Below are 12,076 nucleotides of genomic sequence, written 5' to 3'. Positions count from 1 at the left end.
CCGGCGTCAACGCACAAGTAGCGGGACGCGCACGGATCGAAAGGGGGGAGAAAGCGATGGCACGCGCCGCCGGACCGCGCAGGCGATCCGGCGGCGCAGGTGACTCAGCCCTGCGTCTTGGGCGTGAAGAGGGCGGGGCGGCGGGCGCCGCCGCTGCGGGCTTCGCCGGCGGGGCGAGCCGCGCCCTGGGAAGCGGGCGCGGCATGGCGCGGCTGGGCCGGACGGGCCTGGCTGGACGGAGACGAGGCCGGCCGACTGGCCGGACCCTGCCCGCGCGCGGCGCCCTGTCCACGGCCACCGCCGGACGGCTGGCGGCCGCCCGAACCATGGCCGGACTGCCCACGGCCGCCGTCGCGCGGCGCGCCCTGGCGGCCCTGACCCTGGCGCGGCGCATGCGAGCGCGGCGGGCGGTCGGCCCGCTCGTCGCGATCGGGTGCCGACACGGTGAAGGCGGGCAGGGGCTCGCGGTCGATCTTGCGCTTGATCAGCTTCTCGATGTCGGCCAGCAGCTTGCCTTCCTCGCCATCGACCAGCGACACCGCGGCGCCCGTCGCGCCCGCGCGGCCGGTGCGGCCGATGCGGTGCACGTAGTCCTCGGGCACGTTGGGCAACTCGAAATTCACCACCTGCGGCAATTGGTCGATGTCCAGGCCGCGCGCCGCGATGTCGGTCGCCACCAGCACTTCCACCGAGCCGTCCTTGAACCCGGCCAGCGCCTTGGTGCGGGCGGACTGGCTCTTGTTGCCATGGATGGCGGCGGCGGGAACGCCGTCCTTGACCAGCTTCTCGGCCAGCCGGTTGGCGCCGTGCTTGGTGCGCGTGAACACCAGCACCTGCTTCCAGCCATTGCTGCGCACCAGGTGGCTGAGCAGGTCGCGCTTCTGTTCCTTCTGCACCAGCAGCACCGACTGGCGCACCAGTTCGGAGGCGGTGTTGCGCCGCGCGACCGAGACCTCGCCCGGATCGTTCAGCACGCCCTTGGCCAGGGCGCGGATGTCGTCGGAGAAGGTGGCCGAGAACAACAGGTTCTGGCGCTTGGACGGCAGCAGCGCGAGGATCTTGCGGATGTCGCGGATGAAACCCATGTCCAGCATGCGGTCGGCTTCGTCCAGCACCAGGATCTCGACACCGGACAGGTCCAGCGTCTTCTGGCCCACATGGTCCAGCAGGCGACCGGGGGTCGCGACCAGGATGTCCACCGGCTTCTTCAGCGCGGTGATCTGCGGATTGATGTTGACGCCGCCGAACATCACCATGGATTTGAGCGGCAGGTACTTGCCGTAGATCTGGACGGATTCCTCGACCTGCGCGGTCAGTTCGCGCGTGGGCGTCAGGATCAGGCAGCGCGGCCGGCCCGGGCGCATCTGCGCGGGGCGGTTGGACGACAGCAGGTGCAGCAGGGGCAGCGTGAAGCCGGCGGTCTTGCCGGTGCCGGTCTGCGCGGCGGCCAGCAGGTCGCCGCCCTTGAGCACCTGGGGAATCGCCTGGGCCTGGATGGGGGTGGGATGGGTATAACCGGCATCGGCGATGGCACGCATCAGCGGCTCGGCCAGGCCAAGGTCGGCAAACGAAATATCGGAAGTAATCAAGACAACTCCAGCGACGGCCCGTCGCTCAAGCTGAGTGACTCCAATCGAGGCTGACGTATGTGGTAACTGGGGATAGGCCGGCCGGAAAACGGCTGTCCGGGTGGAGCCCGGAAGACATGGCGCGCGGCGCCTGGCCGGATGCACGCCCGGATTGGAGCCAGGCGCAGACTGCAATTGTACTCGGTAATGGCGGACTAGTGTTTACCCTAGTGACGATTTCACCAATAGGGCGTATATTTAGCCTTGTTTCACTATTAAATCCGCGTTTTAAATATAAAACGCGTGGCAGTGACAGCGAACACACCGCGGCGGGCGCCTTCCCGGGCCCGCCTTCACCCGCTCTCGCGGCGCCTAGCCGCCCATGCAGGAGTACACCATGACGGATATGTCCGAACAACAGCAAGTCGCCCGCAGCTGGGACCGCCCCGAAGGCACTGACTTCGAGACCTGGATGAACTCGCGCGTCGCGCGGTTCTCGACCCGCAAGTACGATTGGGATGCCCTGAAGTTCCAGGCCGACTTCGATCCCAAGTACCGCCGTGCGCAAATGCGCTACGTCGGCACGGGCGGCACCGGCGTCGCCGCCGACTCGAACACCGTGCCTTCCGAGCACTTCACGTTCTCGACCATGGTGATCCCGGCCGGCCACGAAGGCCCCCCGCACCTGCACACCGACGTCGAGGAAATCTTCTTCGTCATCCGCGGCAAGCTCAAGGTGGTCCTGGAGAAGGACGGCGAGCGCTTCGAAACCATCCTGACCGATCGCGACCTGGTGTCGGTTCCCCCGGGCGTGTACCGCGAGGAAATCAACATCGGCGACGAAGACGCCCTGATGTGTGTGATGCTGGGCGCCAAGAAGCCCATCACCCCGACCTACCCGCCCGAGCACCCGCTGGCGAAGATCAAGAGGTAACCCCCCCTACGCGCTTACGCGCGCCCCCCAGGGGGCGATGCGGGTGGACCGGCAAAGCCGGATCCACCGCATCCTGGGTCTAGTGCCGCTCTCTTGGATTGTGGCACCGTTGCTATCGCTGGCTGCCAGCGGTAGCAACGATGTGGCGTACCAAGAAACAGGTACTAGACCCAGGGCGCTGCGGATCCGGCTTTGCCGGTCCGCCAGCGCCGCCCCCTTGAGGGGGCCCGCGTAAGCGGGTACGGGGTGGATTTTTTCTGGATTTAGGACGATGCAGACCGATACGTTGGCGCCGGAACCGTCGCCGGAAACGCTGGAGTTGCTCAATAGCCGTTTCGCCGAGAAGTCGGTGCAAACGGCCGGGGGCGTGCAGTGTTATCGCGAGGCGGGCACGCCGGGCGCTGACGGCACGGCCATCGTGCTGTTGCATGGCATTGGCTCGGGCGCGGGCTCGTGGCTGCATGCGGCCGTGAAGCTTGCCGCGCGTGCGCGGGTGATCGCCTGGGACGCTCCGGGCTATGGCAATTCGGCGCGGCTGGCGCCGGCCTCGCCCGGGGCCGAAGACTATGCGCAGCGGCTGCACCAGATGCTCGATGCGCTGGGCATCGAACGCTGCGTGCTGGTGGGCCATTCGCTCGGCACGCTGATGGCCACGGCCTATGCGCATGACCTGGGCAAACAGCGGGTCGCGCGGCTGGTGCTGCTGAGCCCCACGCGCGGCTACGGCAATCCGGCGCTGGCCGAGCGGCAGGAAGCGGTGCGCGCCGAGCGGCTGCGCACGCTTGAACAGGTCGGCATCGCCGGCATGGCTCGCACGCGCCCGGCCAAGATGCTGTCGTCCGAACCCAGCGCCGAGGCGCTGGCCTGGGTGCGCTGGAACATGGAGCGCCTGGATACCGCCGGCTACCGCCAGGCGATCGAGATGCTGTGCAACGCCGACATGGCCGCCTACGCGCCGGCCCCGGTGCCGGTCGAGGTCCATTCCGGCGACCAGGACACCGTCACGATCCCGGCCAACTGCCGCGCCATCGCCGAGATGTTCGGCGCGCCCTACGGCTCCATCGCCGTGGCCGGCCACGCCTGCCACATCGAGCGGCCGGAAGCGGTCGCGGCCATCCTGGAGAGCGCGCACGCCGCGGCCACCACCGGCGCCACGCCCCGCTGACCATGAACGACGCCGCCATCAGCGAAGACATTCCCGAGCGCTACATCGTCCCGGGCCTGGAACGTGGCCTGCGGCTGCTCAGCCACTTCAGCCGCCAGAACCGCACGCTGTCGGCGCCCGAGTTCGCGCGCAAGATGGGGCTGCCCCGCTCCACCGTGTTCCGGCTGCTGACCACGCTGGAAGCGCTGGGCTTCATCGAGCGCACCGAGGGCGGCCGCAGCTACCGCCTGGGCATGGCCGTGCTGAGCCTGGGTTTCGAATACCTGGCCTCGCTGGAGCTGACCGAACTCGGGTCGCCGCTGCTGCAGCGCCTGCGCGACGAGATCGGCTATTCCTGCAACCTGGTGGTGCGCGACGGCCGCTCCATCGTCTACGTCGCGAAGGTCTCGGCCCCCACGCTGTTCCCCAGCGCGGTCAACCTGGGCACGCGCCTGCCCGCGCACGCCACCGTGCTTGGCCGCGTGATGCTGACGGACCTGGACCAGAGGGAAATGGGCGAGCTCTATCCCGACGAGGAGCTGGAAGTCTATTCGCCCAGCACGCCGTCCACGCTGACGGCGCTGTACGGACTGCTGGCGCAGGACCGGACCAACGGCTACGCCATGGGTGCCGGTTTCTACGAGCCCAGCATCACCAGCATCGCCACGCCGGTGCGCGACCATACCGGCCGCGTGGTCGCGGCGCTGGGCGCCGCCCTGCCGTCGTCGCGCGTCGAACAATCGCGCGTATCCGAGCTGATCGGCCGGGTGCGCGGCACCGCCGACGAGCTGTCGCGGCTGCTCAACTATTCACCGTCCCATTGACCGGGCGACGCATCGCCCAGGAGCCAACATGCTACGAATCACGATGATCGGATCGGGGGCCATCGGCCTCTCCGTCCTGTCGCTGCTGAAGAACGATCCCGACGTGTCGATCGACAGCGTCATCGTCGCCCCCGACACGCTGGACCAGGCCCGCGAGCAGGTCGGCGCGATCGCTCCCCAGGCCCAGGTCGTGACCGGCCTGGCCGAGGTCGCCCAGCGTCCCGACCTGCTGGTCGAATGCGCCGGCCACGGCGCGCTGCGCGCCCACGTGCTGCCCGCACTCGAACAAGGCATCCCCTGCGTGGTGGTTTCCATCGGCGCGCTGTCCGACGTCGAACTGGCGCGCCAGCTGGAGGAAGCGGCCAAGCGCGGCAAGACCCAGGTGCAGCTCCTGTCCGGCGCCATCGGCGGCATCGACGCGCTGGCCGCGGCCAAGATCGGCGGCCTGGATTCGGTGGTCTACACCGGCCGCAAGCCCGCCCTGGCCTGGAAGGACACGCCGGCCGACGGCCAGTTCAAGCTCGAGGCGCTGACCGAACCCACGGTGATATTCGAAGGCCCCGCCGGCGAAGCCGCGCGGCTGTTCCCGAAGAACGCCAACGTCGCCGCCACGCTGTCGCTGGCCGGCCTCGGCCTGGACCGCACCCAGGTGCGGCTGATCGCCGATCCCACCAGCAAGGAAAACGTGCACCACGTGCAAGCCAGCGGCGCCTTCGGCAGCTTCGAGATCACCATGCGGGGCAAGCCGCTCGCGGCCAACCCCAAGACTTCCGCCCTGACTGTCTATAGCGTCGTGCGCGCCATCGGCAATCAGGCGCATGCTGTAGCCATATAACCCCCCTACGCGCTTACGCGCGCCCCCCAGGGGGCGGCACTGGCGGACCGGCAAAGCCGGATCCGCTGTGCCCTGAGTAAAAAGAATCCCGACGGAGGAATCGCCGACAACGGCGATGGGTGGACTGGAGGAAGGAGACAAGCGTAGGGCCGCGCTATCCGTGGTCCTGTTCATCACGCGCCAAAAGCGCGAGACTTTCCGTCATGGAGTAGTAGTTCATCATGTTTAAGACTAGCACTCGCCTGGTTGCCGGCGCGCTGTTCGCGGCGGTCGCCACGGCTTCTTTCGCCCAGGCTCCCGCGGCCGACGACGCCGCCGCCAAGGCCTCGCTCAAGCACGGCCCGTTCCGCATCATCGCCCCGTTCCCGCCGGGCGGCCCCGTGGACGTGCTGGCCCGCCTGCTGGGCACCGGCCTGCAGAATGAATACGGCCAGAGCGCCGTCGTGGACAACCGTCCCGGCGCCAACGGCAACATCGGCATCGACGCGGTCAAGCGCGCCGCCGGCGACGGCCACACGCTGCTGGTCGTGCCGGCCGGCAACATGACCATCAACCCGACGCTGATGGCCAACCTGCCCTACAACGTCGACAAGGACTTCACCGCTGTCGCGATGATGGCCAAGGCGCCCAACGTGGTCGCCGTGTTCCCCTCGGTTCCCGCCAAGAACATCCAGGAACTGATCGCGCTGACCAAGTCCAAGCCCGGCACCATGGCCTACGGCTCGCCCGGCGTGGGCAGCGGCCTGCACCTGGCCGGCGAACTGTTCAAGGACGCCACCGGCGCCGACCTGCTGCACGTTCCCTACAAGGGCACGACCCAGGCGCTGAACGACGCGCTGGGCGGCCAGATCCAGGTCATCTTCGGCGCGCTGCCGACCCTGATGCCCCAGATCAAGTCCGGCAAGCTGCGCGCGCTGGCCCTGACCGGCTCCGAGCGCTCGCCCATCATGCCCGAGATCCCCACCCTGGCCGAAGCCGGCGTGAAGGGCGTGAACGTGGTGTCCTGGTACGGCCTGTACGTGCCCAGCTCGACCCCGGCCAACGTGTCCGGCCAGTTGGCGCGCGACGTGACCAAGATCCTCGGCCAACCCGCCACGCTGGAAACGCTGAAGGCCCAGGGCCTGGAGCTGTCGCCGCTGCGCCTGGACGCCTTCCGCAAGTTCCAGGCCGACGAGACCGCGACCTGGGAAAAGGTGATCAAGTCGCACAACATCACCGCCGGCTGACGCGCGTTGCGGGGCTCGCGCCCCGCGTATGCGCCACCGACCACCCCTCGCCCCGGCGAGGGGTTTTTTTTCGCGATGCGCCCTGTCTCGCACATCCGGGTGGGTTGGGGTAGACTCGGCCATTTTTGCCCAGCCGTTCCGCACGGCACGGGCCATTGCCGCTCGAATCGGAAGCCTCTGGTCTTCCGGGCTTTCGTAGTGCCCATCCCCCTTGGTCGCAAGACTCTTTCCCAAGGAGCATCGACACCATGCAAGGCCTGCACCTTACCGCAGATCTTTATCATTGCGCCTGCGATGCCGTCCTGATGACGGACGCCGACACGCTGGCGCGCCTTTGCCGACGCCACACTCTCGAGGCCGGGCTTACCCTGGTCGACGAAAAGTGGCACACCTTTCCCGAGTTCCAGGGCCAGCCCGGCGGCGTGACGGGCATGCTGCTTCTGGCCGAATCGCACCTGGCCGTCCATACCTGGCCCGAACGCAACGGCGTGACGCTGGACGTCTACGTCTGCAATTTCCAGGAAGACAATTCGCGCAAGGCCGAGGCGCTCATGAAAGCGCTGGTGGAAGCCTTCCGGCCCAGCGACATGCAGCGCCAGCACCTGAGTCGCGGCGACGTCGACGGTCCCGCGGACGCCGGCGAGCTGGTGTTCGAGGACGTCGCCGGCCAGGCGTATTTCGGTTTCCGGTTCGAGCGCCGCCTGCTCAGCCGGCAGACTGCCTACCAAAGGCTGGAACTGCTGGAGTCCGCCACGCTGGGCCGCACCCTGCGGCTGGACGGACGCTACATGACCTCCGAGGCCGAGGAATTCTTCTATCACGAGGCCCTGGTGCATCCCGCCGCCACGGCCCACCCCGCGCCGCGGTCCGCCCTGATCGTAGGCGGCGGCGACGGCGGCGCGCTGGAGGAATTGCTCAAGCACCGCGGCATCGAACAGGCCACGCTGGTCGACCTGGACGGCGAGGTCATCGACGTGGCGCGCCGGTATCTGGAGAAGATCCATCGCGGTGCCCTGGACGATCCGCGCGCCACGGTGCTGGTCGAGAACGGCGTGGACTTCCTCGCGCGCACGTCCGACCGCTATGACCTGATCCTGCTCGACCTGACCGATCCGGACACGCCGGCGGGACCGCTCTATACCCCCGCGTTCTTCCGCCGCTGCAAGCATGCGCTGGCGCCGGGCGGAGCCCTGGTGCTGCACATGGGTTCGCCCTTCCACCAGCCGGAGCAGGTGCGCGAGCTGTGCGGGACACTGCGCGGCCAGTTCGCGCACGTGCGGCCCTACGGCGTGCACATCCCGCTGTACGGCACCTATTGGGGCCTGGCGGTGGCTTCGGACGCGCTGGACCCGGACGCGGTGCCGGGCGAAACGATCCACGCGCGCCTGGAGGCACGCGGGGTCGACGACCTGGAGTACTACAACGCGCGAGTGCACGGCGCGCTGTTCGCGCTGCCGAACTACTACCGCCGGCTTACCCTGGACTGAAGCGCCGGCCCTTGGCGCCCGTCATTGCCTGACCCAACCCGAGGCGGCAATGATGGGCTCCCACTGCTCCAGTTCCGAAGCGATGCGCTGCTGCAAGGCCGACGGCGGACCGGGCCGGGGATCGAACACCACCGCCGCCATGCGCTCGCGCACCTTGGGCACGTCCAGCGCCTTGTTCAGCGCGGCGTTGAAACGGGCGATCAGCGGCTGCGGCGTCCCGGCCGGCGCGAACAGGCCCACCCAGAAATCCAGCCGCAGCGGATAGCCGGCCTCGGCCGCCGTGGGAATCGCGGGCAGCAGGGCCGAGCGGCGCTCGCCCGTCACGGCGACAACGCGCAGCTTGCCGGCGCGATGGAACTCCAGGAAATCGCCCAGCGCCGTGATACCCGCCGCGATGTGTCCACCGGCCAGATCCTGCACCATGGGCACCGAGCCGCGATAGGGCACCGCCGACAGCGGCAGCTTCTGCGACCGGGCCAGCGCATCCAGCTGGAACTGCGGCTTGCTGCCCGGCGCCGACACGCCCACGCCGCCCGCCGCCGGATGCGCCTGCACATGGCGTATCAGATCGGGCAGGTCCTTGATGCCGCTGGCCTGGCTGACGGCCAGCGCCCCCGCGTAGTCGGCCACCATGCCGACCGGCGCGAAGTCCGTGCGGCTGTCGAAGCCGGGCCGGGCCACGGTCAGCGGCACGATGACTGCCGTATGATCCGGCGCCACCATCAGCGTGCGGCCATCCGGCGCGGCGCGCTTGAGCGCCTGGGCCGCCAGTTGTCCGCCCGCGCCGGCCAGGGTCTCGACCACCACGGGCACGCCCAGGTCGCCCTGCATCTGTTCTGCCACCAGGCGCGCGACCACGTCGATGGTGCCGCCGGCGGGAAAACCGACCAGTATCCTGACCGGACCCGGCACCGCCGGCGCGGCGGCTGGCACGGCGCAGGGCAGCGCCAGCAGCGCGGCGGAAAGCAGATGGCGCAATGCGCGCAGCGATTTCATGAAGCACTCCCGACGGATGGCAGCAGCACCTGGCGCGACACGCGCCGGGCATCGACTTCTATCTCGATATCGCGCACCGGCGGCCGCACCCAGTGCCATTCCAGCCCGCCCGCCAGCAGGCCGCGGCGCGCGAACTCCGACGCGATGGCCGGATACAGGTCATGCACGGTGTACAGGCTCATGCCCGTGACATCGTGCGCCGACACGCCCAGCGCTTCGAAGCGCGATTGCAGGTCGCCCAACGCGAAACGCAGCTTGTCGAGCAGGGCGTCGGGCGAGGTTTCCCCCAGTCGTACGATGCTTGCGCGGTAGTTGGGCCGGTCCGGGCATTCGGCCGCGCCCGAGGTCACGAAGTCTGGCGGTCCCTGCGTGCGCGCGGGAACGGTATAGCTGAACGCGTAGAAGCCAGGCTCGGCCAGCGCATCGGCCTGCGGGATCAGGTTGCAGCGCGCGACCGGGTTGGCCTCGTCCTTGAACAGCCCCCATTCGGCCAGCGGCTGCACGTAGCGGCGGTTGAAGGCGATGAATTCGGGCTCGCCCATGGGCGCGGGCGAACGCAGCTCGCAGGCGCACAGCGCGGCAGGCGGCCGGCCCAGGGCCGCCAGATGGTCGCGGATGCGGCCGAAGCCCTCGGCCAGCGGCACCGGCCGCGCAAAGCGCGCCCGCTCGATGACATGGCCCGCGTCGGCGATGACAGCGGCGCTGTACTGGAATCCCCCGGGCAGGTAGCGATAGTTGCCGGGAGCGAATGCGATGAGTTCCGCCATGGATGCGAGCCCTTCGTATTGAATCTGCGATGCCGCATTTAATACGAATACGTAGTTTCTGGCGATCAGGAGAATCCCGGAAATGCCGGTGGATGTCAGTCGTCGAAACCCAGCATCTTGCGCAGCAGGGCGGTTAGCTGTTCTCGTTCGCCCTTGTCCAGCCGCTCGGCCAGCCGGGCCTGGTACCGGGGCGCGACGGCGACCGAAGCCGCCATGACCTCGCGGCCGGTTTCCGTCAGGTCCAGGCAGAAGGTCCGCCGGTCGGTTTCCGAGCGGCGGCGGACCAGATAGCCCTTGGCGGTGGTGCGCGCCACGAGGTCGCTGCATGTGTTCAGGTCCAGCCCGATGGCCTGCGCGACCTGGCTTTGCGAGGCGCCCGGCATCTGGTGGACGGCCACCAGCAGCGCCATCTGGCGCGACGTCGCGCCCTCGTCGGACATGCTGGCGAACAGGGCCTCGGCCTCGAAGTGGGCGCGGCGCAGCAGATGGGGAAGATGGCGGCGCAGGTCGAAATGCTTGGGGGATTTCAGGGCGGACCTCCAGACGGCAATGCGGGGGCATTGTAGAGGACGGGTCCCGGGCCTGTGCGCAGTCATGCCGCACGCCACGGCGGCCGGGGCCGGAAGGCCTTCTTCAGCATGTCGACGAACAGCCGGGCGCGGGCCGAAGCGATGCGCGACTGCGGCACCAGCGCCGTCACATCGGCGTCGGGCAGCCGGTGGCGCGGCAGCAGCGCCACCAGCGACCCCTCGGCCACGCTGGCGGCCACGTCCCATTCCGAGCGCACCATGATCCCCCGGCCCGCCAGGCACCATTGGCGGATGACCTCGCCATCGTTGCTTTCCATGGCGGGGTGCACGCGCACCGTGTGCAGGCGCGGCTCGCCCCGGCCCTCGCGCTGCATGAAGCGCCACATCGTCACGTCCTCGTCGTTCTCGCGCAGCACCAGGCAAGCGTGCTCCGCCAGATCGGCGGGGCTCTCGATCGCGGGCGCGCCGCGCAGGTAGGCCGGCGCAGCGCACAGTACGCGCCGGTTGGGCGCCAGCCGGTGCGCCACCCAGCGCGAGTCGGGTATCTCGCCGATGCTGACCAGCACATCGAAGGCGTCGCGGCCATGCACGGGCTGGCTGGGCAGCATGAGGTTGTCGGACAGGAAAAGCTGGACCTCGACCTGCGGATGGCTGGCGCGGAACGCGTCCAGCAGCGGCGCGAGATGCTGGCGGCCGAAGCCGAACGGGCCGTGCACCTTCAGCTTGCCCGCCACCACCTGGCTGCGCTGCTGCAAGGCCTCCTCGATGGCCTGCATGCGCTCGATGACCCCGGTGGCATGCTGGGCCAGCAGGTGCCCCTCGTGCGTCAGCTGCAGGCGGCGCGTGGTGCGCATCGCCAGACGCACGCCCAGCCGCGCCTCGAGCTGGCCGAGACGCTTGGTGACCGCGGGCGGCGTGACGTTTTCCTCGCGTGCCAGGGCGGCCAGGCTGCCTACACGGTCCAGCGCCAGGATGAAGCGCAGGTCGTCGATGTCCAGCTTCATTATTAACCTTTTGGTGAATGAAGAAATTCTATTCCATTAACCACATCCGGCCGCGCGCCTCCTACACTGGCCATCATTCACCGATCATTCCCGACCGCCATGAGCCGCCAATACGATTTCGTTCTGTTCGACCTGCTGACCGCGCTGCTCGACTCCTGGACCCTGTGGAACAGCGCCGCCGGCGGCGAAGAAGCGGGCCGCGCCTGGCGCGCCGCCTACCTGAAGCGCACCTATGCCTGCGGCGCCTATCGGCCGTACGAAACCCTGGTGCGGGAAGCGGCCGCCGAGACCGATCTGCCGCTGGCCGCCGCCGACACGCTGGAGGAACGCTGGGCCGAACTCGCCCCCTGGGACGGCGTGGCGACGGTGCTGGAAAACCTGCGCGGCACGCACCGCCTGGGGGTGGTCACCAATTGCTCGGAGCGGCTGGGCCGATTGGCCGCCGGCCTGCTGAACGTCCCCATGGACGTGGTCGTGACCTCGGAACGGGCCGGCTACTACAAGCCCGATCCCCACCCCTATCGACTGGCCTTGCGGGAGTTGGGCGCCCAGCCCGCCAACACGCTGTTCGTGGCCGGATCCGGCTACGACCTGTTCGGCACCTCGGCGGTCGGCATGGACACCTTCTGGCACAACCGGGTGGGACTTGCGCTGCCCGACGGCGCGCCGGCCGCGCGCCAGGAAGCGCGCGGCATCCTGCCGGCGCTGGAACTCGCCAACAGCCCCCGGCGCGGCTGACACCCCGACGCCGCCGGACCTTT

12 protein-coding genes are annotated in these 12,076 nt (G+C 69.0%); 7 read left to right on the top strand and 5 right to left on the bottom strand.

Translation table 11 applies throughout. The features are described from left to right. Nucleotides 1-104: 104 nt before the first annotated feature. Nucleotides 105-1,538: a DEAD/DEAH box helicase gene (locus EV675_RS05935; protein WP_165404605.1), complete on the bottom strand. Its 1,434-nt coding sequence runs from the start codon at nt 1,536-1,538 to the stop codon at nt 105-107. A gap of 427 nt (nt 1,539-1,965) precedes the next feature. Between EV675_RS05935 and EV675_RS05930 the strand changes: the two genes are divergently transcribed. The 6 genes from EV675_RS05930 to speE all read left to right on the top strand — a co-directional run bounded on the left by EV675_RS05930 (nt 1,966) and on the right by speE (nt 8,018). After that, on the top strand, nt 1,966-2,502 hold the full coding sequence (locus EV675_RS05930; protein WP_130356421.1) for a cupin domain-containing protein: 537 nt from the start codon (nt 1,966-1,968) through the stop codon (nt 2,500-2,502). A 271-nt stretch (nt 2,503-2,773) separates the two neighbouring features. Next, a complete protein-coding gene (locus EV675_RS05925; protein ID WP_130356420.1) occupies nt 2,774-3,667 on the top strand; it encodes an alpha/beta fold hydrolase in 894 nt (297 codons plus the stop codon). A 2-nt stretch (nt 3,668-3,669) separates the two neighbouring features. Next, entirely contained in the window at nt 3,670-4,470 is an 801-nt protein-coding gene (locus EV675_RS05920; RefSeq protein ID WP_130356419.1) for an IclR family transcriptional regulator, read from the top strand. A 28-nt stretch (nt 4,471-4,498) separates the two neighbouring features. Then, the gene (locus EV675_RS05915; RefSeq protein WP_130356418.1) at nt 4,499-5,305 is read left to right on the top strand and encodes an aspartate dehydrogenase; all 807 of its coding nucleotides are present in this window, start codon (nt 4,499-4,501) and stop codon (nt 5,303-5,305) included. A 221-nt stretch (nt 5,306-5,526) separates the two neighbouring features. Then, a complete protein-coding gene (locus EV675_RS05910; protein WP_130356417.1) occupies nt 5,527-6,531 on the top strand; it encodes a Bug family tripartite tricarboxylate transporter substrate binding protein in 1,005 nt (334 codons plus the stop codon). A gap of 248 nt (nt 6,532-6,779) precedes the next feature. After that, entirely contained in the window at nt 6,780-8,018 is a 1,239-nt protein-coding gene (speE, locus tag EV675_RS05905; protein WP_130356416.1) for a polyamine aminopropyltransferase, read from the top strand. 21 nt (nt 8,019-8,039) lie between these two features. Here the strand turns inward: speE and EV675_RS05900 are convergent, their stop codons facing one another. From EV675_RS05900 to EV675_RS05885, 4 genes are all read right to left on the bottom strand, one after another. Then, nucleotides 8,040-9,014 (bottom strand): tripartite tricarboxylate transporter substrate-binding protein, encoded by a 975-nt coding sequence (locus EV675_RS05900; protein WP_165404456.1) that lies wholly within the window; start codon nt 9,012-9,014, stop codon nt 8,040-8,042. Next, on the bottom strand, nt 9,011-9,781 hold the full coding sequence (gene cnbZ / locus EV675_RS05895) for a 2-amino-5-chloromuconate deaminase CnbZ (protein ID WP_130356414.1): 771 nt from the start codon (nt 9,779-9,781) through the stop codon (nt 9,011-9,013). Before cnbZ ends, EV675_RS05900 begins: the two co-directional genes overlap by 4 nt. A gap of 95 nt (nt 9,782-9,876) precedes the next feature. Continuing rightward, nucleotides 9,877-10,377, bottom strand: a complete 501-nt coding sequence (locus EV675_RS05890) for a MarR family winged helix-turn-helix transcriptional regulator (protein ID WP_130356413.1) — start codon at nt 10,375-10,377, stop codon at nt 9,877-9,879. Beyond that, a complete protein-coding gene (locus tag EV675_RS05885; protein WP_130356412.1) occupies nt 10,374-11,315 on the bottom strand; it encodes a LysR family transcriptional regulator in 942 nt (313 codons plus the stop codon). The genes EV675_RS05890 and EV675_RS05885 overlap by 4 nt, the downstream gene beginning before the upstream one ends. Before the next feature lie 99 nt (nt 11,316-11,414). Between EV675_RS05885 and EV675_RS05880 the strand changes: the two genes are divergently transcribed. Further along, a complete protein-coding gene (locus EV675_RS05880) occupies nt 11,415-12,053 on the top strand; it encodes an HAD family hydrolase (RefSeq protein WP_130356411.1) in 639 nt (212 codons plus the stop codon). Nucleotides 12,054-12,076 lie beyond the last annotated feature (23 nt).

The sequence above is a fragment of the Pigmentiphaga kullae genome, from assembly GCF_004216695.1.
Classification (GTDB): Bacteria; Pseudomonadota; Gammaproteobacteria; order Burkholderiales; family Burkholderiaceae_B; genus Pigmentiphaga; species Pigmentiphaga kullae.
The sequence above is the reverse complement of the archived record's forward strand: the minus strand, read 5'-3'. Positions and strand labels throughout refer to the sequence as shown.